23 protein-coding genes and 1 pseudogene are annotated in these 25281 nt (G+C 63.8%); 16 read left to right on the forward strand and 8 right to left on the reverse strand.

Annotated elements, in window-relative coordinates:
• Together VNZ93_RS19330 and VNZ93_RS19335 are read left to right on the forward strand one after the other, a co-directional pair.
• Positions 1–258, forward strand: a pseudogene (locus tag VNZ93_RS19330) (calcium-binding protein); the annotation flags it as partial.
• A gap of 309 nt (positions 259–567) precedes the next feature.
• Positions 568–1536 carry a tripartite tricarboxylate transporter substrate binding protein gene (locus tag VNZ93_RS19335; protein ID WP_325708939.1) on the forward strand — a complete coding sequence of 323 codons (969 nt, stop codon included), beginning with the start codon at positions 568–570 and terminating at the stop codon, positions 1534–1536.
• Positions 1537–1574: 38 nt separating this feature from the next.
• Here the strand turns inward: VNZ93_RS19335 and VNZ93_RS19340 are convergent, their stop codons facing one another.
• Together VNZ93_RS19340 and VNZ93_RS19345 are read right to left on the reverse strand one after the other, a co-directional pair.
• A complete protein-coding gene (locus VNZ93_RS19340; protein WP_325708941.1) occupies positions 1575–2192 on the reverse strand; it encodes a DUF6647 family protein in 618 nt (205 codons plus the stop codon).
• A 224-nt stretch (positions 2193–2416) separates the two neighbouring features.
• On the reverse strand, positions 2417–8017 hold the full coding sequence (locus VNZ93_RS19345) for a hypothetical protein (RefSeq protein ID WP_325708943.1): 5601 nt from the start codon (positions 8015–8017) through the stop codon (positions 2417–2419).
• Between the two features lie 393 nt (positions 8018–8410).
• Here VNZ93_RS19345 and VNZ93_RS19350 point away from each other — a divergent pair, with 393 nt between their 5' ends.
• The 9 genes from VNZ93_RS19350 (at position 8411) to VNZ93_RS19390 (ending at position 14254) form a co-directional block, all read left to right on the forward strand.
• A complete protein-coding gene (locus VNZ93_RS19350) occupies positions 8411–8800 on the forward strand; it encodes an Hpt domain-containing protein (protein ID WP_325708946.1) in 390 nt (129 codons plus the stop codon).
• A gap of 182 nt (positions 8801–8982) precedes the next feature.
• Positions 8983–10527: a caspase family protein gene (locus VNZ93_RS19355; RefSeq protein ID WP_325708949.1), complete on the forward strand. Its 1545-nt coding sequence runs from the start codon at positions 8983–8985 to the stop codon at positions 10525–10527.
• A complete protein-coding gene (locus VNZ93_RS19360; RefSeq protein WP_325708952.1) occupies positions 10491–10868 on the forward strand; it encodes a hypothetical protein in 378 nt (125 codons plus the stop codon). The genes VNZ93_RS19355 and VNZ93_RS19360 overlap by 37 nt, the downstream gene beginning before the upstream one ends.
• Positions 10832–11413, forward strand: a complete 582-nt coding sequence (locus tag VNZ93_RS19365; RefSeq protein WP_325708955.1) for a hypothetical protein — start codon at positions 10832–10834, stop codon at positions 11411–11413. The genes VNZ93_RS19360 and VNZ93_RS19365 overlap by 37 nt, the downstream gene beginning before the upstream one ends.
• A gap of 98 nt (positions 11414–11511) precedes the next feature.
• Entirely contained in the window at positions 11512–11832 is a 321-nt protein-coding gene (locus tag VNZ93_RS19370; RefSeq protein WP_325708957.1) for a 2Fe-2S iron-sulfur cluster-binding protein, read from the forward strand.
• Positions 11833–11995: 163 nt separating this feature from the next.
• Positions 11996–12319 carry a 2Fe-2S iron-sulfur cluster-binding protein gene (locus VNZ93_RS19375; protein WP_325708960.1) on the forward strand — a complete coding sequence of 108 codons (324 nt, stop codon included), beginning with the start codon at positions 11996–11998 and terminating at the stop codon, positions 12317–12319.
• Positions 12320–12323: 4 nt separating this feature from the next.
• Complete coding sequence (locus tag VNZ93_RS19380; protein WP_325708963.1) at positions 12324–13361, forward strand: NAD(P)/FAD-dependent oxidoreductase; 1038 nt, start codon at positions 12324–12326, stop codon at positions 13359–13361.
• 2 nt (positions 13362–13363) lie between these two features.
• Positions 13364–14032: an isochorismatase family cysteine hydrolase gene (locus VNZ93_RS19385; RefSeq protein WP_325708966.1), complete on the forward strand. Its 669-nt coding sequence runs from the start codon at positions 13364–13366 to the stop codon at positions 14030–14032.
• A 30-nt stretch (positions 14033–14062) separates the two neighbouring features.
• Entirely contained in the window at positions 14063–14254 is a 192-nt protein-coding gene (locus VNZ93_RS19390; protein WP_325708969.1) for a hypothetical protein, read from the forward strand.
• Positions 14255–14294: 40 nt separating this feature from the next.
• Here the strand turns inward: VNZ93_RS19390 and VNZ93_RS19395 are convergent, their stop codons facing one another.
• The 4 genes from VNZ93_RS19395 to VNZ93_RS19410 form a co-directional block, all read right to left on the reverse strand.
• Positions 14295–16292 (reverse strand): hypothetical protein, encoded by a 1998-nt coding sequence (locus tag VNZ93_RS19395; protein ID WP_325708972.1) that lies wholly within the window; start codon positions 16290–16292, stop codon positions 14295–14297.
• 224 nt (positions 16293–16516) lie between these two features.
• Positions 16517–17152 (reverse strand): PilZ domain-containing protein, encoded by a 636-nt coding sequence (locus tag VNZ93_RS19400; RefSeq protein WP_325708975.1) that lies wholly within the window; start codon positions 17150–17152, stop codon positions 16517–16519.
• A gap of 185 nt (positions 17153–17337) precedes the next feature.
• The gene (locus tag VNZ93_RS19405; RefSeq protein WP_325708978.1) at positions 17338–19551 is read right to left on the reverse strand and encodes a xanthine dehydrogenase family protein molybdopterin-binding subunit; all 2214 of its coding nucleotides are present in this window, start codon (positions 19549–19551) and stop codon (positions 17338–17340) included.
• 10 nt (positions 19552–19561) lie between these two features.
• Positions 19562–20029: a (2Fe-2S)-binding protein gene (locus tag VNZ93_RS19410; protein WP_325708981.1), complete on the reverse strand. Its 468-nt coding sequence runs from the start codon at positions 20027–20029 to the stop codon at positions 19562–19564.
• 251 nt (positions 20030–20280) lie between these two features.
• On the opposite strand from VNZ93_RS19410, the gene VNZ93_RS19415 reads away from it, so the two are divergent.
• The 3 genes from VNZ93_RS19415 (at position 20281) to VNZ93_RS19425 (ending at position 22748) form a co-directional block, all read left to right on the forward strand.
• Positions 20281–21453: a VWA domain-containing protein gene (locus VNZ93_RS19415; protein ID WP_325708984.1), complete on the forward strand. Its 1173-nt coding sequence runs from the start codon at positions 20281–20283 to the stop codon at positions 21451–21453.
• A 63-nt stretch (positions 21454–21516) separates the two neighbouring features.
• On the forward strand, positions 21517–22053 hold the full coding sequence (locus tag VNZ93_RS19420; RefSeq protein WP_325708987.1) for a hypothetical protein: 537 nt from the start codon (positions 21517–21519) through the stop codon (positions 22051–22053).
• A 5-nt stretch (positions 22054–22058) separates the two neighbouring features.
• On the forward strand, positions 22059–22748 hold the full coding sequence (locus tag VNZ93_RS19425) for a hypothetical protein (protein WP_325708990.1): 690 nt from the start codon (positions 22059–22061) through the stop codon (positions 22746–22748).
• 207 nt (positions 22749–22955) lie between these two features.
• On the opposite strand, the gene VNZ93_RS19430 is transcribed toward VNZ93_RS19425, so the two are convergent.
• The gene (locus tag VNZ93_RS19430) at positions 22956–23531 is read right to left on the reverse strand and encodes a peptidoglycan recognition family protein (protein WP_325708992.1); all 576 of its coding nucleotides are present in this window, start codon (positions 23529–23531) and stop codon (positions 22956–22958) included.
• Positions 23532–23561: 30 nt separating this feature from the next.
• Between VNZ93_RS19430 and VNZ93_RS19435 the strand changes: the two genes are divergently transcribed.
• Together VNZ93_RS19435 and VNZ93_RS19440 are read left to right on the forward strand one after the other, a co-directional pair.
• Positions 23562–24050 (forward strand): YaiI/YqxD family protein, encoded by a 489-nt coding sequence (locus VNZ93_RS19435; RefSeq protein WP_325708994.1) that lies wholly within the window; start codon positions 23562–23564, stop codon positions 24048–24050.
• A gap of 227 nt (positions 24051–24277) precedes the next feature.
• On the forward strand, positions 24278–24772 hold the full coding sequence (locus VNZ93_RS19440; protein WP_325708997.1) for a hypothetical protein: 495 nt from the start codon (positions 24278–24280) through the stop codon (positions 24770–24772).
• Positions 24773–24845: 73 nt separating this feature from the next.
• On the opposite strand, the gene VNZ93_RS19445 is transcribed toward VNZ93_RS19440, so the two are convergent.
• Entirely contained in the window at positions 24846–25112 is a 267-nt protein-coding gene (locus tag VNZ93_RS19445; protein WP_325709000.1) for a hypothetical protein, read from the reverse strand.
• Between the last annotated feature and the right edge of the window lie 169 nt (positions 25113–25281).

Here is a 25281-nt window from a genome sequence, read left to right on the forward strand (position 1 = left end):
GATACCATCGCGGACTTCGACGTGATCGAGGACACGATCCAGCTGGAGAATGCGATCTTCACCAAATTGAAGGTCACGGGCGCTCTTGATGCCGGCAATTTCGCCGTCGGTGCCCCCGCCGATGCGGACGACTACATCATCTATGCCGGCAACACTCTCTATTATGACGCGGACGGCAATGGGAAGGGTGGCGCCATCCAGTTCGCGACGATCACGGCCGGACTTGCTTTGACCCACGCAGATTTCATCGTCACCTAGCCGGTGCAGCGTGCGGGCCGATACTTGCCTCCGTCGCACGGACCGACCGGCAGGCGGCCTGCGCTTTTGACGAAAACCCCTCGCGCATCATCTTCGGCGGCCGACGCCCGGCCACCCAGGCGCCGCGGCGGCAGCAATAGTATTGCGCCACCATTTGCGCGAGCGGTCTGACGCAGGCGTGCTCGCGTCATGCGGGTGTCATCAGCGCCCAGAGCGCTTGACCGTGGGTGCGTGCCTCCACTACGATTCGTGTAACCGATAACAATTTCGCAATAGCGAAGGTTTGGCCCGAGGGCCGGGAGGACTTTGATGCTGTCTGCTGTTTCACGCGCGCTGCTTGGCGCGCTTATGTTGTCCGTCGCGGCTGTCGCGGCGCAGGCACAGGACTTCCCGAACCGTCCGATTACGATCGTGCTTCCCTATCCGCCCGGCGCTTCGACCGAGCAGGTGGCGCGCATGATTCAACCGGTGATGCAGGAGCGGCTGAAGCAGCCGGTCGTCATCGAGAACAAGCCGGGCGGTAATGGGAGCATTGGCACGCTGGCCGTCGCGCGGTCGGCGCCTGACGGCCACACCATCCTCCTGACCACCAACGCGCTGATGACCATCGTCCCGCATGTGCAGACGATGCCGTTCGATCCGTTGAAGGATTTCGTGCCGCTGACCACGGCGATCCGCGGCATCCTTGGCATCGCGGTCAATCCCAATGTGCCGGCAAAGAATGTGGCCGAGTTCGTTGCCTATGCGAAAGCCAACCCCAAGAAGGTGCATTTCGGCACGGCCGGAATCGGCAGCCCGCAGCATATGGCGGGACTTTTGTTGAACCGCGAGGCCGGGATCGATCTGGTGCACGTTCCTTACAAGGGCGGTGGACCAGCCGTGAACGATGCCATGGGCGGACACATTCAGGCGGTGATCGCAACGGTGTCGTCCGTGATCGGTCAGCACAAGAGCGGGCTGTTGCGGATTATCGGTATCGGCGAGAAGGAGAGGTTCGCGGGGCAACCCGATATCCAGGCAATCGCCGAAACGGTACCGGGCTTCGAGGCGACGTCATGGCTTGCCTTCTATGCCCCGGCGGGCACTCCGAAGGCCGCCGTTGACGTGCTCAACCGCGAACTGGTCTTCGCGCTGAACACGCCCGAGGTGAAGCAGAAGCTGTTCGATCTCGGATTGCCGGTGGTTGCCGACAAGCCGGAAGAGCTCGACCGCCGCACGCGCAGCGACCTGAAGCTGTGGGGCGATATCGCACGCGAGATGAATGTGCGGGCCGAGTAAGGGGCCTGCATCCGGGCGGGCCGCATCGGGCGGCCCGCTCAAAGGCAGCTGCTGTGCACGATCAGGCTGAAGCCATCGAGCTGGAATTCGCTCTGCAGTGACTTGCCGGACTGCAGGAGCCATGCCGATTGGGCGCGATAGGCAATGTGCTCGCGTTCGCCCGCGCAGCTGTATCTGAGGCCGGCCACATTCTGCAGATGATGCACCATTTCGTGCACCAGCACTGACAGGTCGGCGTCGGTTTTTCCGGTCCACTCATCGGATAAATAGATTGTGCGTCGAGCATCGTTGTAAACCGCGAGGATGTCGCCTCGACCCGAGCGATGTGGGGCGTTCGGCGCGCTCTGGTTGGAGGGATGCGGCACGAAACCGCCATGGCGCATGCGAGACAGACCGGCGGGGCTCTCGAAAACGATCGCGGGAGGATCCGCCGATGGGGGCAACTCGAAGCGTTGCGTGATCCATTTCATGATCGCGTCCAGTTGCTCGGTGGTCACCCGTCCGTCCGGTGGCTCGGGTGCATTGCAACGACCCGCATGGGCCGGCGGATCCGCCGGCGAGTCTTTCGGGCTATCGCCGACGATGCAGGCGGCCTTCGCCGCAGGCATTCCGGCCATGGTCAGAACAATCAGCAGGACGCGGGCGAACGCAGACATCATCGCCTCCCTGGATCGGTGGAGGCAGTCTGCGGGAGGCGGGCCGGGCGGACTGTGAGCCAGCTCTCATTCGCGTGATATTTTCCCGGGCTGGCTCCGGATCACGCTCCGCAAATTCGCGCGCAAACGGTATCCCTTGCGGACGGCAGTCTGGCCTTGCCGCAAAAAGAAGAGGGCGTGTCCGAAGACACGCCCTCCCAATCGTCTCTCAGGGGCTTATCCCGTCAGTCGAAGCGGCCGGCTGCATGCGCGAGCATGGTGTAGACCTTGCCGGTTTCGGAGATGAGATAGGTGCGGACCATGGCCTGGCCGCCGCGCTCGTCACGCGACACATCCTCGAGCAGCCGTTCGAACTCGGCGATGTAACGGTCCACGGTCCCGCGGAAATTGCGATCCGCGCGATAGCGGTTGCGGATGTCATCGAACGCCCGCTGACCATTCATCGTGTAGAGCTGACGCGTGAAGGCGTTGCGCTCGCCGCGATTGTAGCGGTCCCACATCTCGATCGACGCCTCGTGTTCCACCAATCGGGCGATGTCGGCCGACAGGGCGTCGAGCGAGTCCAGCGGACGCTGCGCCGCCGGGGGCTGTGCAGGGCGTCCATGCTGTGGACCGGCCGGCGCATGGCCTTCGTCGGCCCGTTGCAGGAGGTCCGACAGCCAGCCGGTCTGGTTGCGCGACGCCGGTGCAGCCTGCTGCGGATAGGCCTCGCCACGCGGAGGCTGGGCCGGAGCGGCCGGACGGCCGGCAGGCGGCTGCTGTTCGGGATGGCGCGCTTGCGGTCGTGCTTCGGCGCGCCCGCCGCCGACCACGGCCAGCATCGGTTCGGCGCGGCGCGGCGGCTCGTTCGCCTCGATGCTGCGGCCGTGCCGGCTGACGATGCGGTTGAGCTCCGCCAGTGCCTCGATCTGGTCGACGATCACGCGGCGCATCTGCGCGGCGTTCTCGGCGGTTTCCTGCGGCAATTCGAGGATGCCACGCCGCAATTCAGCGCGGGTCTGCTCGAGCTGCGTCTGCATCTCGGCGGCCATTTCCTTCATGCTCGCCAGCGTCTCCGCAAACCGCTCGGACGACTGACGGAACATCTGGTCGGCTTCACCGATCGACTGCTCGTAGATCGTACGCATCAGATCGCTGGTGCGCTTGCTTTCGGCTTCGCTCGCCTCGCGCACAAGCTCGTATTGCTCGGCGATGGTGCGCGTGCCGGTGGTCGAGCTCTCCGCGATCATGCGGGCGATCTCGCGGGCGCGGGAATCCGCTCCGCTCAGCGACTGATCGAGCAGGGCGGTGAAGCGCTGCAGGCGCTGCTCCAGATCCTCGGACTTGCTGTCCAGGGTGGTGACGAGGGTCTCGAGCGCCGCGCGACGCTCCGACACCGTCTCCTCGGTGCGCTGGTTGCTCTTCTCCATCGCTTCGACGGCCTGCACCAGCATGCGGCCGTGATGGGCGAACTGCACGGAGATTTCCGACAGATTCTCCAGCACCGTGGTGGTGTCCGACTTGAACGAGTGCACATGCGCGGTGATCTGCTCGCCGACCGTGCCGCTGCGTGCGGTCACGTCGTTCATGGCATTGGCGAACTCGGTCACCCGTGTGGTGAGTGAATCCTCGATCGTGGCCATGTTTTCGTGCGCGGCGGTGAGCACTTCGTGCAGCAGCACGTTGGCCTCGCGCATGCGCTCGAACAGCGACGTGGACTCGCCGCGCAGACGCGCATGCGATTCCATGACCTGATTGACCGACTCGGCCGCGATCCGCTGCGATTGTTCGATCGCTTCGCGGGTGGTGAGGGCGGCCTGCTCGACCGATTCCGTCGTGATGCGCTTGGACTTCTCGAGCGCATCGCGGGCGGTGGTGATGGCCATCTCCACCGACTCGGCCGTGACCCGCTGCGACTCCTCGATGGCCTCGCGGGTCGTGTATTGCAGGTTCTGCATGGTCTGGTTGACGCGCGCGGTCGCGGCCTCGCTGGCGTCGTTGATCACGCGGGCCAGTTCGTTCGAATTGTCGAGCATGGTGCGCGTGAAGTCGAAGCCCTTGCTCTCGATGGCGCTGACCGCCTGTTGCGTGGCGCGCTGAACTTCGCCGGTGAATTCCTGACTCTTCGACGACAGGGCGGCGAGGAGAGTGGAGGAATTCGCATCGAGGGCGCGCGTCATTTCGGCGGCGCGAGCCGATACGGCCGCCGCGATCTCTTCGGATTTGCCGATAAAACCGCGTGCGACTTCCGCACTGACGCTGAGCAGGGTGCGTTCGACATCGCCTGCATTCTGCTTGAGCGTGGAGCCGATGCCGGCGGAAACGACCGCCAGCACGCGTTCGGCTTCCGTCGCGGCGGTCCGCATCGCGTCGGTCGAGCTGTGGGCCAGCTGCGACAAGGACCGTTCGGCCTGGCCGGTATTCTCGCTGACGGAGAGCGCGAGCGCTTCCATACGGGCGTTGAGCGACTCGGCCGCTGCCTTGGTGCGGGATTCGACCTGGCTCGTGACCACCTCGGAGCGGCTCGCAAGCATGTCGGTCGCCGCTTGTGCGCGGGTTTCGATCTGCTGGGCGATCGCCTCGCTGCGCTCCATCAATGTATCGGCTGCGGCGCGGGCGCGGCCTTCGACCTGCGCGGCGACCTGCTCGGCGCGTTCAGCCAGGATTTCGGTCGCGGTTTTGGTCCGGCCTTCGATCTGGATGGCGGCGTGTTCGGCGCGCTCGGTGAGGATGTCGGCAACGGACCGCGTGCGGCCCTCGACATGCGCCGTGGCGTGTTCGGTCCGTTCGGTCAGCGTGTCGACGAAGGCGCGGGCGCGGCTTTCGATCTGGGTCGCGGCGCTTTCGACGCGTTCGGCCAGCACACCGGCAACGGCCTGCGTGCGCCCCTCGATCTGGGTTGCGACTTGCTCGGCGCGCTCGGTCAGCACCTCGGTCGCGGCACGGGACCGCGTCTCGAATTGCGAAGCCGCCTTTTCCGCGCGCTCGGTGAGGATGTCGGTAACCGTACGGGTCCGGCCTTCGATCTGGAGGGCGGCGGTCTCGGCACGCTCCGTCACCGCTTCGGTGGCGGAGCGGGCGCGGGTTTCCACCAGCGAAACGACCTGTTCCGCGCGGTTATGGATCTCTTCAGCGGCTGCGCGGGTGCGGTTCTCGATCTGGCTGGCGACCTGCTCGGCGCGTTCGACCACGAGGTCGGTTGCGGTGCGGGTGCGGCTCTCGATCTGGCTGGCGACCTGCTCGGTGCGCTCGACCACGAGGTCGGCGGCGGTGCGGGTGCGGCTTTCGATCTGACCGGCGACCTGCTCGGTGCGGTCGAGGACGAATTCGGCCGCCGTGCGGGTCCGCTCTTCGACGTCGGCCGCGGCCTTGTTGGCGTGCTCGGTGAGGAATTCACCGATCGACCTGCTGCGCGCTTCGAGCTCGATCGCCATCTTCTCGGTGCGGTCCGCGAGGAACTCGGCCGCCAGGCGCGAGCGGGTCTCGACGCTCTGGATCGACGATTCGGAACGCTCCGTCAGCGCCTGTACGGCGCTGGTGCCCTTGGTCTCGATCAGATCGGCAAGGCGTGTCGCGGCCTGGGCGAGGGAGTCGGCGGTGCTGCGTCCACGTGTCTCGAGGGACTGCGTCGCAGCCTCGGCACGGTCGACCAGCAATTCCTCGAACTTGCCGATGCGGGAATCGAGAGTATTCGCGACTTCGAGAGCGCGCGACCCGAGCGCCTGATTGATCTCCTGCGCCTTGGCGGCGATGGTTTCTGCAAGTGCGCTGCTTCGGGTGTCGATGGCGCTCGTGACCTCCGACACGCGGTTCTCGAGCGACGACACAACTTCCCTGCCGCCTTCGGCGAGGGTTTTGGCGATCTCGAGCACGCGTCCGCCGAGCGCTTCGTTGAGGGTCTGCGTGCGGCTGTCCAGCGCTTCCTGGAAGCGCACGAGACGCATGTCGAGCGCGGTGGTGATCTCGCCGGTCTTGCCGCCGATCCGCTCGTCGAAATTATCGATGCACGAACGCAGCGTATCGGTGACCGACTGCGTGCGATCGCCCAGACGTTCCACGAGCTCGGCGCCGTGCAGTTTCACGGTGCGGTCGAACTCGCCGAGATGGCGGGTGATCAGGTTTCCGAGATTGGACGAATCGTTCGCGATGCGCTCGGCGAGAGCCGCGCCGCCCTGCGTGAACATCTCCTCGAAGGAGACGAGGCGCGCGCTCAGCATTTCCTTCAGCGCGTCGCCATGGGTTCCGACGGTGGTTGCGATGGTGTCGGCCGAACTGCGGAACGTCTCCATCAGCTCGTTGCCGCGCGCGACGATCGTCCCGGTAATGGTCGAGCCGGTCTGTTCGAGCTTCTCCACGACGTCGCCGCCGCGCAGGCTGAGATCGACGACGAGGGACTCGCCGGTGGCGCGCAGCGTCGAGTTCACTTCCTCGCCGCGTATCGCGATGTTTTCCGCGGCCTGCGCTGCGATCTGGCTCAGCGTCTCGGACGTCTGTTCCGATACCTGGGTGAGGGTCTCGGCAGCCTGCGCCGAAACCTGCAGCAGGCCGGACGAGATCTCGTTGGCGCGCTCGCTCATCAGCTCGGTGATGGTCATCGAGCGTTGCGAGAAGTCGTTGGTCACATTGGCAAGCCGCAGCTGCATCATCTCGATGAGGTTCTGCGACAGGACGTCGAATTCTTCCGCAACGTGTTCGGTCTTGAAGGCGAGGCCGGCATTGAGACGCTCCGCCGCGCTGTCGATGGCGCTGGTCGTCGCAAAACCCGAATTCTCGATCGAAGAGGCCGCCGTCTGCGCGATGGCATCGACCGCCTGGGCGGTTTCCTGTGCGGTCTGTTGCAGACGCTCCAGAATTTCGCCGGCGCGCTCGCCGAGCTGGGCCAGCATCTCGTCGCTGACGCGATTGAGCGTGGTCGTGATGTGATCGGTCTTGTCCTGCAGATCGCGGGTGATGCCGTCGGTCGCGGCGGAAACCTGCGCGGCGACCTGATCGCTGATCCCGGTGATGTCCTGATTGAGATCGAGATGCACGCCGGTGATGGCGTTGCGCACCTGCTCGGCTTGCCCGATCAGGCTGTCGCGCTGCGCGGCGAGTTCGTCGAGCAGGCCACGGATGCGCATTTCGTTGTTGTTGTAGGCGCGCTCGAGCGTGGCGACTTCGTTCTGGACCAGCGTTTCGAGTTCGGCGGCGCGTGCAAGCGCACGCTCTACGCCATCGCCCATCGCTGCGACTTCGCGGCGAATGGCCTGACCGACGGTCACGATGGACTCGCGGGCAAGACCTTCCGGCTCGGAAAGACGCAGTGCGACTTCGGCCATGGACTGCGACAGCGCGCGCATCTCGCGCGAACGCTGAACCATGTGCGCGACAGTGAAGAAGAATCCGACCGGCGCAAGGAACGTCAGAAGAAGCGCGAGCAGCGTGAACGCAAAGTTCTGCTGCAGGTTTGAAAAATAGGGCGCGGTCAGAATGACCGCGAAGACGATCCATGCGGCCGACAGAACGCCGGCTGCGATGAACAGCGGCTTTGCCGACGGGACGCGTGTGCTCTGAAGGATCTGTCCGACCGACTTCCAGTCGTCATTGGCGGGACGGCCGGGCTCAACGTCAGCGGGACTGTCAGCGATGATGAGTTCATCGTTCGGCTTCGGCACGGGAGCGGCACGCTCGCGCTCGCGGCGGCGCGACTCGGTCGCTGGCGCGGATGCGGCCGGCTCGTCAGGAGACTTGCGGGCTTCGTCGCGGGCGGTTTGTGGAGCCGCCGTGGGGCGCGGTGCGGACATCTCCGCGTCTCTAACCTTCAGCGCCTCCTGGATCGCCGCCATAGCCGCTTCGGTCGGATCCACGATTTTCTTCGGGTTATTGGACATTTTATCCCGCCTCACTGACACTACAGACGGGCACGGTCCAGGCATCCCCTCCGACACTTCGGTCAAGGGCCGGTGGTTTCCCCCCGGTCGACAGGTCCTGCCAGGACAACAGCCCCCCAAGTCCTCATACTACCGGCTCGGCCCCGCGAATTAAACCGCTGCATTAATCCCCTCTTAATCATCGTTAACGGTGTGGCTTTGCAGTTGTGTGATTTTGGGACAGCCGGGGAACCGGTCCGGTAGCGGCCGTTAACCACCCCTGCACTTGTTGGGCGAAACGGCTTCTGAATCGGCGTTTTTTTACCCAGCTTTGGCCGATGCGAGGTCAAATTGTGCGGATAGGAGCCATTAGAGCTCCGGAGGCGTGCGATGATCGAAATCACCCAAACGGCGCTGGGCGCCGTTGCGTCGCCCCCGTTGGTCCCGGGGGATCGGCCGATTGACCTGGTTCACCTGTCGCGGATGACGCTCGGCGACCGCGAACTTGAGCGCGATGTCCTGTTACTGTTCGAGCGTCAGATCGGGTTCCTGATGGAGCGGATCGAATTCGGCGAGGCCCCGGTTGCGGCCGCAGCCGCGCATACGCTGAAGGGGTCTGCGCGCGGCATCGGAGCCTTCGCGCTGGCAAGTGCGGCAGCCCGGATCGAGGAAGCCGCCAGCGCCGGCAACGCATCGGGCCGGGCTCTCGGAATGGCCAGCCTGCGTGCGGCGGTTCGCGATACCCAGGCTGAAATTGCCGGGTTGCTCAGCCCCGCCTGAACGCCCCCTGGAGGCGAAACTGCGCCAGCCCGCCGGGTTGGCATCGGGCGGCATCACCCGCCAAAATTTTTGCCGCCCGGCGGTTGCTTCAACTGCAAACCGCGGCGAGTCAGTTTGCAACCAAGTCCCGAACCACTAATCTGGCACCGTTGTTTTCAAGGGCGCCAGGCGGGACTCACGCCATGCGACGTCGCCATTTTCTGACGATTGCAATTGCAGTCATTGCGGCTGCAACCATCGCGTTATCCACAGGATTCGCAGAGGCGCAGCGCGTCGCGCTCGTGATCGGCAACAGCGCGTACAAGAACGTCTCGCCGCTCGACAACCCCGGCAACGACGCCAATGACATCGGAGCCGCGTTCGAGCGCCTCGGCTTCGAGGTCCTCAAGGTCAAAGACGGCACTTTCGACGGCATGCGGCGCGGCCTTCTCGATTTTGCGCGCAAGGCGCGGGGCTCTGAAATCGCAATCGTCTTCTTCGCCGGCCACGGCATGGAGGTGGGGGGTGAAAACTATCTCATTCCGGTCGATGCCGAATTGAAAGCCGACGTCGATGTCGATCACGAAGCGATCGCGCTCAAGAGCGTCACGCCGCTGGTCGAGAATGCCACGCGTCTCGGTGTCGTGATCCTCGATGCCTGCCGCAACAATCCGTTCGCAGCGAAGATGCAACGCACGGTCCGCACCCGCGCGGTATCGCGCGGACTTGCCGCGGTCGAGCCGACGGGCAATGTGCTCATCGCATTCGCTGCGCGCGAAGGCACGACGGCGGCCGATGGCGCCGGGCGCAATTCGCCCTTCAGCGCGTCGCTTCTGAAGCACATCGAAACACCGGGGCTGGAAATCACCTTCCTGTTCCGCAACGTGCGCGACGATGTGATCGAGGCCACGCGCAAGGCCCAGTTGCCGTTCGTCTATGGCTCTCTCTCTCGCGAGGCGATCTACCTGAAGCCGGCCGCACCGGTCCCGACGCCGCCGGTCGTGCAGGGCCCCGCGCCCGACGAAGTGGTCTGGAACCTCGTGAAGGATTCGCGCGATCCGGGGCAGTTCGCTCGCTTTCTCTCGGAATATCCGAAGAGCCGTTTCCGCCCCGATGCTGAGCAACGGTTCGCTTCTTTGAACGCCGAGGCGGTTCGACGGCCCGGCCCCGATGAAGTCGTCTGGAATCTGGTGAAGGATTCCCGCGACTCCGCTCAGGTCACGCGCTTCATCACCGAATTTCCGAAGAGCGCGCATCGCGCCGAGGCCGAGGCCAAGCTCGCGGCGCTGAGGGCGGAGCAGGATGCCGCGAGCGCGGCTGCGCAATCTGCGGCGAAATCCTCGGCTGCAGCCGACCGCGCTGAACTCGCACGGTCGGTCCAGTTCGAACTGAAGCGGGTCGGATGCTACGACGATCCGGTGTCGGGCGAATTTGGTGCGCCGGCACGCGAGGCGCTGAAAAAGTTTGCCAAGTTTGCTTCGGTGCGCATTGCAACGACCGAAGACATTTCATCCGATACGCTCTCGCTGATCCGCAGGTTTGAGAAGCGGGTATGTCCGCTCGTCTGCCGCGCCGATGAGAAGGTCGAGAGCGATCGCTGTGTTCGCATCGTCTGCCCCGCCGGTCAGGTGGTTGCAAAGGGTGGCTGCGTTGCCGACCCGAACAAGCAGGCCGCGCCTGCGCCAGAACGCCCGGCCGCCGGAGGAAGCAAATGCTTCACGTTCAACAACCGCCGCTTCTGCGAATGAAATGCGCAGGCCTGGCCATCGCGGCTCTGGTGCTTGCAGGCGCCGCGAACGCTCAGGGCGCCGAGCCGCAGAGCGCCAATTCCGCGTGCTTCGAGCTGATCCCCGCGCGCCCGCGGATCGAGCCTCCCGCAGCGATGCTGGTGGACAAGTGCAGCGGCCGGACCTGGCTTCTGACGCGCTCGCGCGGGGCTTATCGCTGGGCCACGATCGATATGGATAGCGAGAAGCCCAAGGCCAATGATCGACCCGCTCTCGACAATCAACCGGCGGCGCAAGTCGACCGCAAACCGGGAGATCCGCAGAAATGCTTCACCTTCAACAACCGGAAGTTCTGCGAGTAACCCGCTATCTCTCGATCGCGCTTGCGTTTGCGGTCGTTGTCGATACCGCGCCGGCCAGTGCTATCACGCTTGATGAGTTGAAGGGCATCGGCATCCAGGCGCGCGCCAGTTACAACATGCGCATCCGCCGCGCGGAGGGCGACTTCAATACGCAGATGACGATGGTGTTGAAATTCAAGATCGACGACGAGGGCCGCATATCGGGAGAAAATACCCGCACGGTCACGACGCCGCGAGGCCCGCGCAGCAAGGCGCTTCCAATGAGAGCGCGTATCGGCACGCCCGGCCAGCCAGCCGCGGGCGGAGACGGCATCTGGCTGATCGATGGCGACAAGCTCGTGGTTCTGCGGGCCTTCGATGCCGGCGGGTTCAAGGGTGAGATCGAGTTCAAGGGCGCGGGTGCCGCCATGACATGCACCTACCGCGCCCCGTTCGTGCGCGAGGAAGGGAAGGGCAATATCCGAACTCAAAGTTCGGTGGTCGGCGGGCCCATCACCATTCTCAGCGCCTCGCAGACCTCTTCGGACTGCAAGGTCATGCGCTGAAGATCGATGCTGGCGCATTCCGGCTGATCGTTATATAGCGGGCGCGGCGGCCGTCTGGCCGGCCACTCCCCCTCTGAAGCGGAAGTTGCAAGCCTAAGATGGCCAAAATCACCTTTATCGACCACGGAGGCGAAAGCCGCACCGTCGATGCCGAAAACGGCTCCACGGTGATGGAGAACGCCATCAAGCACGGAATTCCCGGTATCGAGGCGGAATGCGGCGGTGCCTGTGCGTGCGCCACCTGCCACGTCTATGTCGACGAAGCCTGGACCGAGATCGTGGGCGCGCCCTCTCCGATGGAGGAGGACATGCTGGATTTCGGATTCGACGTGAAGCCGAACTCGCGGCTCTCGTGCCAGATCAAGGTCTCCGACCAGCTCGACGGCCTGATCGTACGCACGCCGGAGCGGCAGGCCTGAGCCGGTTGCACTGCGCAGTCCTGTTGCACTGCGCGGCTCTGTTGCACTGCGATTGTCACTTCGCGGGAAAGCTTGATCCGGAACCCCGCAGCCCGCCGCTGCGGGGATGACGCCGGGAATTGGTTTGGATACAAACCATCTCTCCAAAAACGTCAGTCATCCGATGCCGAAAATCACCTTTATCGAATACGACGGAACCGTCCACCACGTCGAAGCCGAACCCGGCGAGACGGTCATGGAAGCGGCCATGCGCGGTTCGGTCTCCGGGATCGTTGCCGAATGCGGCGGCTCGTGCACCTGCGCCACCTGCCATATCTATGTCGATGAGGCATGGCTGGCGAAGACTGGCGAGCGTACGCTCGAGGAAGATGAGCAACTCGACAACGCCTATGACGTCCGTGCGAATTCGCGGCTGTCATGCCAGATCAAGATGAGCGACGAGCTCGACGGACTTCTGGTGCGCACACCAAGCTATCAGGGCAGGTGACCTCATGCTGGACGCGACGAATGTGATCAAGACCGATGTGCTGATCATCGGCGCCGGCCCTTGCGGGTTGTTCGCCGTGTTCGAACTCGGCCTGCTCGACATCAAGACGCATCTCGTCGACATCCTCGACAAGCCGGGCGGCCAGTGCGCCGAGCTCTATCCGGAAAAGCCGATCTACGACATTCCCGGCATCCCGCTCGTCACCGGCGACGGCCTGACCAAGGCGCTGCTGGAGCAGATCAAGCCGTTCGGTCCGCATTTCCATTTCGGCGAGATGGTGCAGACCATCGAGCGCATCGGCGATCCGGAATTCCGCGTGACCACGGATGCCGGCAAGGTGTTCGAATGCAGGGCAGTGATCGTCGCGGCCGGTGGCGGCTCGTTCCAGCCGAAGCGCCCGCCGATCCCGGGCATCGAGGCTTTCGAGGCCAAATCCGTCCATTATGCCGTGCGGCAGATGGAGCAGTTTCGCGGCAAGAAGCTTCTGATCGCCGGCGGCGGCGACTCCGCACTCGACTGGACGCTCAATCTTGCGCCGATCGCGTCGCACCTGACGCTTCTGCATCGCCGCCAGGAATTCCGCGCGGCGCCCGACAGTGTCAACAAGATGATGGCGCTGGTCGGCGAGGGGAAGATCGATTTCGTGCTCGGTCAGGTCACATCGCTCGAAGGCAATGACGGTCAGGTGTCGAAGGCGATCGTCAAGCGCAACGACGGATCGAATTTCGAGATTGCCTGCGATGCGATCCTTCCGTTCTTCGGCCTCACCATGAAACTCGGCCCGGTCGCCGACTGGGGGCTGAAGCTCGACGACGATCTGATCGAGGTTGAAACCGCGAGTTTCGAGACCAGCGAGAAGGGCATCTTCGCGATTGGCGACATCAATACCTATCCGGGCAAGCTGAAGCTGATCCTGTGCGGCTTCCATGAAGGCGCTCTGGCGGCACAGAAGATCCACCGCTACGTCTATCCCGAGAAGAAGCTCACCTTCCAGTACACCACCTCGTCGACGAGCCTGCAGAAGAAGCTCGGCGTGGCTTGAGCGTGCCGACGCTGACTGCGCGGCCGTCGCCGCTGGAATTTGTCTCGGCGCGCACTGCGCTCGTGATCAACGACATGCAGAATGCGTTCTGCTCGCCGGGCGGTTACCTGGAGCGGATCGGCTTCAGCGTTGCCGAGGCGCCCGCCGTCATTGCGCAGGTGCGGTTGCTGATCGATGCGGCGCGCAAGGCGGGCATGACCATCGTCCACTTGCAGAACGGCTTTTCGCCGGACCGGCACGAAGCGCCGCCGGGCGCGCCGATCTTCCACAAGTCGAACGCGCTGCGCTACATGCGCGCGCATCCCGAGACCGAAGGCCAGATCCTGACGCACGGCACGTGGGATTACGAATTCGTGGAGGAACTCGCTCCGGAGGTGGGCGATCTCGTGATCAGCAAATCGCGCGACAGCGGCTTTGCGGGGACCTCGCTCGACAGCGATCTGCGCGGCCGCGACATCCGCACGCTGTTCGTGTGCGGCATTGCCTGCAATGTCGGCGTCGAATCGACAATCCGCGCGGCCTATCACCTGGATTATTTTGCCGTGCTAGTCAGCGACGCCACCTTGCCCGCCGGGCCCCCTTTCATCCGCGCCGCGACCGAGCATAATGTCGAAACCTTTTTCGGCTGGGTAGCCGACACGAACGCGGTCGTCTCCGCGTTGCGAGGCTGACCCGGCGTCGTTCTGGTCCGGGAGAGTGCGATGAAGATCGTGGTCGCAGTGACTGTCACAGCCGCAATCGCCTTGGCCGCTTCCTCGGCCATGGCGCAGGGCAAGAAGCCCGCGAAGACATCGGCACAGCCGGCCTGCCTGAACGCGCTCGCCTGCGGGCCGCAGCCGGTCAAGCAGATCCGCAAGCCGAAGGGCGAAAAGTTCATGCGCTCGGCGAGCTGAAGCGGCCGCCGGCGGATTTCCCGACCGTACAGATCGAAACTTACCGCGTCGGCGTCTGGGGCAACTGCAACGGCGCGAGCGGTTCGGCGCGCACCTGAACGGGCGGCTGAATCCCGAGCACCGCACGCAGCGCCGGCAGCGCCGCATCGGCCATCGCCGCATGGCCTTCCGCCGTCGGGTGCACGGCGCCGCCATAGACGGCGCTGGTCGCGCCCCATGTCGCGTCATGCAGGTCGCTCGGCTGCAGCGTATTCGAGATTCCCTCCGGGAAGGTCATCGCGGTGAAGTAGCTGTCATTCGCCGTGCGGATCCAGCGTGCGCGCGAACTGTAGGGCCGGAAATCGCGCGCCCGCAGATTGCAGCGCAGCGGGTCGGTCGCAGCCTGCGACGGGTTGCCTTCGAAGCTTTCGCCATTCTCCAGGAAGCACTCGCGGTCGAACACCGGGTCGTTGGGCGAGCGGGCGCAGAAGCCCCGATACGCGAACTCGGCCTGATGCTGATCCACGAACGTCATGCGCTCGGTTCGCGGATCGCGGCATGCGCCTTTCGCTTCGCAGGTCGCAAGCGAGCGAAGGCGCGGCAGGAATTCCTTTTCGACGAATTCGGATGTTTCCCGCAGGCGCGCGCCATCGACATTGAAAGCGGGATGCACGTCGAAGCCCGCGCGTCCGCCGGCGCACACCTGGCCGCCATTCACCATGGCGGGGTTGCCGTAGGTGACATAGACGATGCGCTGCAGGTTGTTGTCGAGATAAGGCTTCAGCGCGTCGCGCAGCTTCGCGAAGTCGCGCGGAAACTCGTTGAGATAGCCGCGCGCATCCGAGACATCGGCAATCAGTCCGCCGCGCTTGAACAAGGCGCGCTCTGTGGCGGCTTCGGTGATCACGTCGGCGACGAGACCGGAAAACCAGATATCGTTGGCGCCGATGGTGAGCAGGATGGCGTCGAGGCTGCGTTCCTTGTCGGTCTTGCGGGCGAGGTCGATCGCCTCCTTCAGCCGCGCCATCTGTGCGACATTCGTCGGCGTGCAGGCGCCGGTCGACGGACATTCGCGCGCGCGCAGCGAATTGAAGAAGCCGGCGTCGATGGTCGAGCCCGAGCAGGCGAGCGGCAGGAAGGTCACCGCGATGTGCGGATTTTCGATCGCCAAAGCGAGCGCCGCTCGCACCTGATAGCCGTAAAGCGAGCGGTGGCAGGCTGCGCTCCACCAGCGCGCATTCAGCTTCGCCCAATCCGCCGAGGTGTTGCCGCTGCCGACCGAGAGGGCCGGATCGCAGGCCTTGTTGCCTTTGAAGCCCGAGCGTCCGGGACGGAAATATTCGCTGGTCGTGCCCGCAAGGAAGCGCCGGAAGCAGAAGCCGCCGTCGTCGAGAGCGATCGCGCGATCCGGATTGCCTTCGCCCGCCGCAATGGAATCGCCCATGCCGGCGATCAGGAAATCGCGGACCAGGATCTCCGTCGTCACGCGTTGCGCGGTGCCGTCCGGAAGCGCGACATCGACGGTCGCGATCGTCGGGCGTCCGTGCCGCACGCGAATGCGAACCGGATCGTCACAGCGTGTCGTCGCCTCGCCGGGCGTGCTTTCGCCGTCGTCGAAACGCCAGGCGCAGGTCGTGTCGGGCGGCACTGCGCCTGCAGCCATCGCGGTGATCGGATGGTCGATCGGGCTGAGATAGCTTTCCTTCTGGCCGTCGCGCAGGCAGGTCTCGGGCATGCGTCCGCTGTGATCGACGCACAGGTTGTCGACCATGTCGCGCGCCCAGCCGCGACCGTCGGTCGCGTGCGCCAGCCGCTGCTCGGCGGCCAGAACGCCGTCGCCACGATGCGCGGCGACATGCCGGCGGAAATCCGCCTCGTTGCGGAACAGGCGGAAGCGGTTTCTCACCTCCCACTCGATCCGGATCGGACCTGCGCCCGGGCCGGTCGTGGCAGCGCCGTTCAGCTGCAGGGGCGAGGGGGTACGAACCTGCGCCCCGGCGGGCAGGCTCGCAGTCAGACTGGCGAGAGCGGCAACGGCCGCGACAATCAGGGCGCGCATGGGGATCCAGGATCAGATGATATCGCTTAGCAGAATGCTTTTGGCGGAAATATGAGCACCATCAGCGCAATACGTAATTGTGTCTGCGATTCACGGGCGCTACCGCCGGCTGTTCGCGCCTGAGGATAGGCGCCGAGAAATACCGGGATTGGGGGTTGCAATTCGGCGGCGCCCCTCCGACGAACGTCGTCGGTACCGGCGGCGCGACGATCATACGGACGGCGTCACGCGCTAAGCAACAGGCGTTCCAGCGCGGCCGGATGCTGCAATTCGATAAAGCGCACAGCAAAGCCTTCGGGAAAAATCCGCACCACCCGGCCGATCACCTTTCCGACCGCCAGAACATCGCCGAGCTGAGGAGAAATCTCGGCGGAGACAGCGGCCCCCGACACTGACATGTCGATGATGAGGCAGCTGCGCATGCTGCCATCGGAGAGCAGCACCGTGGAGTGCGGTACTTTCGGAACGGACCGCTTGTGTGTGCGGTCATTCGGCAGATTGAAATGCGCGTGCTTGTCCAGCCAGTCGATCTGGTCTGCGAGCCATTTTCGCCGGTCCTTGGATAAGGACGGCCTCATGACGAAGCCGCCTTCGACCAGCCGCACGATCTGACCTTCGAGTTGTCCGAGTTCGTCGAAGACCCCGATGATCCGTTCGCCCACCGGGCCTGCGACCGGTCCGGTCAATACGATTTCGTCGCAGGATATTTCGACGGTGTGGCAGGCAAATTCGCGGCGCTCGCCACGCTCGTTCCATCGGCTCGCCAGCGCATAGCGACCTTCGACGCGTACGCGTGTTCGGCCGGCAGGCGGCCGTTCGATAAACACCACGTCGTCTTGCAGTGATGCGCGGTCGGACACGAGGCTTCCGGTTCACATTCCGGTCTGTTGCTTCGCAGCAAAATGCCAACGCCGTCCTGAGAAAATCAATTAAAATGCAGGAAGAATATTTCCAGAACAGTGCACAATTGAGCGCGCCTTTTAGGGGCGGCGCGCATTTCGCGAGAAGGTTGCGGGAGGCACGGGCGCCTCCCGCAGGCGTGTGATCAGGCGGTGCCGAGCGCGGCCTTGACCTTCTCCGGCGTGAACGGCACCGAGCGCATCCGGACGCCGGTGGCGTCAAAGATGGCGTTCGCGACGGCGGATGGCACCACCGCCGCCGCCGGCTCGCCGGCGCCCCATGGCCGCTCATTCGGGCGATCGATCAGGTCGTAAGCGATCTGCGGCACGTCCGGGAAGGTGATGATGGGATAGCTTGCCCAGTCGAGCGTCGTGACCATCGAGCGGTCCCATTTCACTTCCTCGATCAGCGTGCGGCTCAGCGTCTGGATGATGTTGCCGTCGAGCTGCAACTTGACGCCTTCCGGATTGATCATCTGGCCGCAATCGTGCGCCAGATAGAAGCGCGGCACCGACACCTTGCCGGTGGTGCGGTCGATCTCCACATCCGCGACCGCGCCGACATACGTACGAACGAGCTCGTATTTCACATACGACATGCCGCGGCCTTTCAGGATATTGCCGGTCTGCTTCATCTGCGCAGCGGGCCGTGCCTCCCAGTTCGAGAGCTTGACCAGCCGTTCGAGTAGTTCGTGCCCACGCTTGTCGTCGAGATATTTCCGTCGGAATGCGATCGGATCGGATTTCGCCTCGGCGGCGAGCTCATCCATGAAGCATTCGTTGGCATAGGTGTTCTGCATGCGTCCCGGCGTCCTGATCCAGGACGGACGGAACACGGTGTTTTCCAGCCGCTTGCAGACGGTCCTGATATTCGGGAATTTGTACTGGATTGCCGAATTCTGGAACACGTTGCCGGGTGCGATATCATCCTTCTGCGGCATTCCCGCGAGCACGGCCCCGGTCAGCGGCACAAGGAAGCTGCCCGCGGTCTGCTGCGGCATGTAGAAATCGCCTTCCCAAGCGGCGACGTTATTGCCGTCATCGAGCGTGGCGCGCATGTCGATCAGGGTCGGCGGACCCTTCGGCTCCCAGCCATGCTCATCGGCGCGCGACCATTGCACGCGCACCGGCTTGCCCACGGCCTTCGCAAGAATGGCCGCATCGCCCGCGGCATCCTCATGCCCGTTGCGTCCATAGCAGCCGGCGCCTTCGACATAGATGCAGCGCACATCCTCCGGCGGCATCGAAAACATCTGCGCGAGCTGCTTGCGCAGCGTGTGCGTTGCCTGCGAGGCGGACCACGAGGTCAGCTTGCCGTCCTTGAACTCCGCAACCGAGCAGGATGGTCCGATCGAACCGTGCAGGTTGATCGCGAAGTCGTAGGTCGCTTCCAGCTTCTTGCCGGCACTGGCAAGCGCCATGCCTGCGCCGGCGGTGTTGCCGACATTGCTGGTGACCTGGTCCTGCACCACCTTGGTGTTGCGCACATGCTCCCAGAGCTTGGCCTGGTCGGGCAGGGTCTCCGACTTCGACCATTGCGCCTTGAGCTGCCGTGCGGCGCGGACCGCATTCCATTCCGAGGATGCGACGACGCCGAGGAAGTTGTTCTCCTTCACGACGCGGACGCCCGGAATGTTCTTCACCGAGCTTTCGTCGACGCTTTCCAGCTTCGCACCAAAGGCCGGCGGACGGATCACGCGGCCATGCATCATGCCGGCAACGCGGAAGTCCTGCATGTAGGTGAACTTGCCCGTCACCTTGTCGGGGATGTCGACGCGTGCGACCGACTTGCCGACGATCTTGAACGACGCCGGGTCCTTGGTCTTCACCTTGTCGTCGACCTTGAGCGACAACGACCTGCCGCCCACGAGTTGCGCATAGGTGATCTTCTTCCCGCCGCCGGAGATCGTGCCGTCGGAAACGGTGAGCTCTTCGCGCTTCACGCCGAGCTTCCTGGCGGCCTCGTCCATCAAGGCATTGCGAGCGGTCGCGGCGGCGTTCCTGATCTGCATGCCGCCGACCTGCACGCTGAGGCTGCCCCAGGTGGTGCCCTGATCCGGGGTGAGTTGCGTATCGCCGGTGATCAGCGACACCTGATTGAACGGCACGTCGAGTTCTTCGGCGGCCATCTGGGCGAGGGCGGTGCGCACACCTGTGCCGAGATCGACCTTGCCGGAATAGACCGTGACCTTGCCGGCCTTGTCTATGGCGAGGAACGAATCCACTTCGGTGAGTGCAACCGGCTTCGCAGCGGCTGGTGCCTGCGCGAGCGCTTCGCCCGCCTTGCCCGCGAGCGAGAAGGTGACGACAAGCGCGCCGGTGCCCTTCAGGAGTTTGCGACGTGAAATCTGCATGTTCATGTCCGCCTCCCTACGCCATGCTCGATGCGCGCTTGACCGCCTTGACGATGCGATCGTGCGTGCCACAGCGGCAAAGATTGTTGGCGAGCGCCTGACGGATCTGGGCATCGCTCGGCTTCTTGTTACTGGCGAGGAAGGCCGCCGACTCCATGATCATGCCGTTGATGCAATAGCCGCATTGGGCCGCCTGCTCATCGATGAACGCTTGCTGCACCGGATGCGGCTTGTTCGGGGTGCCGAGGCCCTCGAGCGTCACCACTTTCTGGTTGGCGTTGAGCGACGAAAGCGGCGTGACGCAGGAGCGCACCGACTTGCCGTCGACATGCACGGTGCAGGAGCCGCATTGCGCGAGACCGCAACCGAAGCGCGGACCATGCAATGCGAGATTGTCTCGAAGGGCGTAGAGGAGCGGCATGTCGGGGTCGTCGATATCGATCGTGACCCGCTTGCCGTTGACGGTCAGCTGCTTCTTGGCCATGGCGAAACCTCCCGGTTTTCTGAAACCGGCGGCTTTCGGCGTGACGGCCGTGCCGCCTTGTCGGTCTTTGAAGCGCCCGAAATGCCGCGCCAGCACTCTGGAGGCTTTCCAGATTAGCTTACCGCGATTAAATCCCGCGCCAAGACCTGTTTGCGTGACCGGACGGGCCGGGAACTTGACCGCGCCGCTCCGGCGGTCTTTCTGTTGGTGCGTTGCAGCGAAGTCGCCGCGACAAGTGCGCGAGGACACGGATGTTCATCACCTTTTTCGCAGAGCTGAAATCCGCCGGGCTTCCGGTCACGCTCCGCGAATATCTCACGCTGATGGAGGCGATGGATGCCGACCTCGCATCGCGCAAGGTCGAGGATTTCTACTATCTGTCGCGCGCCGTGCTGGTGAAGGACGAGCGCAATCTCGACAAGTTTGACCGCGTGTTCGGCCATGTGTTCAAGGGCCTCTCGCTGATGGAAGAGGCGTTGACCGCCGAGATTCCCGAGGAGTGGCTGAAGAAGCTCGCCGACAAGTATCTCACCGAAGAAGAGAAGAAGCAGATCCAGGCGATGGGCGGGCTCGACAAACTGCTCGAGACGCTGAAAAAGCGGCTCGAGGAGCAGAAGGGCCGGCACCAGGGCGGGTCAAAGTGGATCGGGACGGGCGGCACTTCGCCCTTCGGCAATTCAGGCTACAACCCGGAGGGCATCCGCATCGGCGGGGAAAGCACGCATCGCCGTGCGGTCAAGGTCTGGGACAAGCGCGAGTTCAAGGATTTTGACGACGAGGTCGAGATCGGCACCCGCAACATCAAGGTCGCGCTTCGGCGCCTGCGGAAATTCGCGCGCACCGGCGCGCCTGACGAACTCGATCTCGACGGCACCATCAAGGGCACCGCGCACAAGGGCTATCTCGACATTCACATGCGCCCCGAGCGGCACAACGCGGTGAAGGTGCTGCTGTTCTTCGATGTCGGCGGCTCGATGGACTGGCACATCAAGGTGACGGAGGAATTGTTCTCCGCGGCGCGCGCCGAGTTCAAGCACATGGAGCATTTCTACTTCCACAATTGTCTGTACGAGCGGGTGTGGAAGGAGAACCGCCGCCGCTTCACCGACACCACGCCGACCTTCGACGTGATGCATACCTATCCGCACGATTACAAGGTGATCTTCGTCGGCGACGCGTCGATGTCGCCTTACGAGATCGCGATGCCGGGCGGTTCGGTCGAACACATGAACGAGGAGCCGGGGCAGGTCTGGATGGAGCGCATCACGCGCACCTATCCCGCGGCCGTGTGGCTCAATCCGGTGCCGGAAGAGGAGTGGGACTACACCCAGTCGATCCGCATGATGCGGCAGCTGATGGGCGGACGGATGTACCCGCTGACGCTGGATGGTCTCGATCGCGCAATGCGCGAACTCGTGCGCTAGACAACTTTAACGAGAATTGATAATTTACCTCCGTCGCCAGACTTCGCGCGGGGGGTGCGTGCGGTGCCAATCGTCCGTTCAGCAAAGCTGCTCGCAGCCGCGCTTTCTGCCGGCCTCCTGTTCGCGCAGGACCACGCGAACGCCAGCCAGGACCGGCTCGATATCGATATCTACTTGTCGTACGAGACCGATGTGTGCGGGCCCAACGGCTATCCGTCACCGTGCCGGGTGTTATCGGCACGCGCATTCGAGGACGGGGTCGGCCGGCGTTTCCGGGCCTTTCGGTCCGGCATCGTCATTCCGCCCGCGACCATCCAGTGGCAGCCGCAGCAACTCAGTATCCTCCGGCAATATGAAGCGCTGGGGCCGCTTGACCTGTCGCGGCGAATGGCGGCTCTGGTCGTCTTCCGATGGGAAGCACGTCGTCCCGCCTATATGCAATTGAGGCGCAGCACGTCGCAGCAGGCGTTCGAGGTGCGGCTGGGTGCGGGCAACCGCGTCTTCTATCACCTGCCACTGCAATTCCTTAACCCCACCCAGCAGGATGAGTGGGTTCTGAAGACCAATCTCGCGACCTATCGCATCAGCTTTTCACAATAGTCGCCATGACCGGGAAAAATGCCGTAAGCGCGATGTTCGACACGATCATCGACAAGGTCGTGCTGGCCGCGCTTGTCACCGCGGTCTCGACATTCCTGTTCTATGGCTACACGGCCTATAACAAGGCCTTCGAAAACATTCAGGCGCAGTCTCGCGCGACATCTGACCTTGCGATCCGGCTGCGGGATTCGGTGCTTAAGCAGACCGACAAGCTGACCGGCGATATCAAACTCGCTTACCTGTCCGGCAAAAACCTCACCGACAAGGAGTACAAGTCCGCGCTCTCACTCGTCGGGGATATTTCACGCAATGCGCAGATCCTGTCGGCAATCTTCCCGGACAGCTCAAAGATCGCACTCAATCTTGCATCGACGTTGCAGAAGGATCTGTTTTTCTTTCAGTTGAAGAGCGTGACAGAGGCCAGGCTGAAGGCGATGGAAGGGGAGGTCGCCACGCAACTGCGCAACTTCATCGGTGAGTTCAACAAGGAAATGGGCGCCGCAGCGGCAAAGGAATTCCGGGATATCTTCAATGCATTCCACGAAACCATGCCCTGGCAATTTCAGCCGTTCTATATTGTGTTGGGATGTTTCGCGATCCTGATCGCGCTGTTAGCGGCCGCCCAGATCTGGCGTAAGTTAACGTCGGGCGCGAGTGAGCCGCCGCCTTCGTCGCAAACGCCGCCGCTTCACTAATTCGCCCTGATCAGGAAAGACCCGCATAGCTGCTACGGCGCAACCTTTCCTGACCTGCCGATCTGATCGGCGCCGGTCGCACGCTCTCGGGGACGATCCGGAACGCGGCGGATGCGCTGTCGCTTGCGGTGATAGACCTCGGCAAGCAACCGGGAGCGACCTTCCGCGTGCGCGCACGGCCGACGAATTGTTCGCGGATTCACAATTTCAGGGGCAAGCGATCCAGTTATGCGCGTAGATGTTCTCGGGCGCGATGTTGTAGCGCTGCTGCAGGAACGGCAGGAGTCTCATCAGCGCGTCGTGCTGTGCGCGTGTCGCAGGCTTGCGCACATCCGGGAAGTTGCCGGAGAACTCGATGCCGAGACTGTTGTCCTTCACGACGCGCCGGTAGGTTGCAAGATTCGGAATGTATTTGTTGTCCTTGCGATTGGCGCCGTCGCCGTGAGTCGGGATCGCGGTCTCCGGCACCGACCAGTAAACGGTGCCGTCGGTCTCGACCCAGAGCGTGGTGCCGCGCCTCGTCGGGGACTTCGCCTGTGCATGCGCCGCATTCTTCGCAGCACCCGCAGGCCCCTCCATCTGATGGATGATGATGTGCTTCCAGTGCCGCGCTTGCGCCGTATCGCCGAGCGCCGACAGGTAGACGATGGCGAGGCCGGCGATCTGCGGCGTCCCCGTACTGGCGGCAAGGGCGCACAGGTCTGCCAGCGGCTCCGTGCTTAGCGCGGGCTTTACGCCGTGAAGCAGGAGCGCGAAGAGAGCGGTGACGACAATCATGCGCATGGCGCAGCCCCGACAAGGATTTTCAGAACAATGGTATCGAACGGCGAGCGTGGGCCGATCGTCATTCTGGTCGACGCAGATGCATGCCCGGTCAAGCCGGAAATCTACAGGGTGGCGGAGCGGCATGGTGTGAAGGTTGTCATGGTCGCGAACGCGCCGATTGCCGTGCCTCGCGAGCCGTGGATCGAACGCGTGGTCGTGCCCGGCGGCATGGACGAGGCGGATCACTGGATCGCCGAACGTGCCCGGCCGGGTGCGGTCGTCGTGACCGCGGATATTCCGCTCGCAAGCCGGAGCGTGAAGGCGGGGGCGACCACCCTTGCGCCCAATGGTCGGATGTTCGACGACGATTCGATCGGTGCGGCTTTGGCCACGCGCAACCTGATGGATGATCTGCGGTCGTCGGGCGCCACCACCCGCGGTCCGGCGCCGTTCACCGCGAGGGACCGCTCGTCCTTTCTGTCGTCGCTGGACCTCGCAATCGTGCGCCTGAAGCGGGCAGGTTACGCCGTGACGTAAGTGCGCCCACAACACCGTTCATAACAGACGCCCGGCGATCCCAATCGCGTGCTTTGAACGCAACACTTTGGAAAAACCCGCACCGCTTGGGAAAAACCAGCGCCGCGATCTCGACTTCGGCTCACGGATACCATCTAGTTGCGAATCTGGCGGTGGAATCGCCCACCGGGATTCGTTCGACTGACCGGGACATCAAAACAAGTCCGGCGGCCATTTGGGGGTGTCTTATGCGAAAGATGGGGCTTGTTCTGGCGGCGTTGGCCGCAGCGGTGCTGTTCACCGGCGGAAGCGCTGAAGCAAAGCAGAAGCGTGCGAAGGTCGTCGTGACTCCGGCTCCCTGGTATGCGCCGTGGTGGGGCTACTGGGCGCAGCAGCCGTGGACTGTCCGCGATCCGCGCCTCGCGGCATCGAATTTCGCCGTCGGTGCCGGTGCGACCGGGGCTTACTTTGCTCTGCGGTCCGGCCATCACACCGGCAGCTGGCTGAGTGGCAAGGGCGGCCACGGTATTCACAGCGCTAGCGGCGCTTTCATTGCGACGACTGCCGCTTGCGCCGCCGTCTCGCCGATCGTCGGCACCATCGTGGCGCAGCGCGAGCTGACCCAGCGCGAAGTGTTCGTTTCGACCGCGAACTGCGTCGTTCCCGTCCTCGGCGGATGGTGGATGAACTACTGGTTCGACTATTACGGCTGGGACAAGCCGAAGCGCGCTGCCAGGCGCTGATCGCGCAGCGGTCTTCAGACAACGAAAAGCCGGCCTTCGTGGCCGGCTTTTTCTTTGCCTGTCAGAGGGCGCGTCAGTCGTCCCAGAGACAAGACGCCCAGCGGCCGTAGCCGAGATCAACCGGGCAGGGCAGACCGGGCGGCGGCTGGTAGCGACGTCCATTTTGATCGAACGATGGGTCGGCCGGACGCCAGCGATAGGGTTGCGGTGCGGGCGCCGGCTTGTGAACGCGGACCGTCTTGCGTTTCTTTGCAGGTGCGGCCTCAGCCACTGACGCGAGCCCGTAGGGCAGTATCAAGGCGGCGGCCAACGCGGCCGCTGTAAGCTTGCTCAGATTCATTATCGTGTACCGCAGGGCGACCAGCGCCCATATCCGAGATCCTCGACGCATTGTCCGATCGACTTGCGCCAGGCGTATTCACCGGCATAGCCGGGAGGTCCGATATACCCGAACGACGGCCTGACGCCGGGACGCAGATAATAGGGCGAGCGGGAATCCGTGACATAGA

Origin of the sequence: Pseudorhodoplanes sp., assembly GCF_035565795.1 — a bacterium.
In the GTDB taxonomy this organism is placed as follows: domain Bacteria; phylum Pseudomonadota; class Alphaproteobacteria; order Rhizobiales; family Xanthobacteraceae; genus Pseudorhodoplanes.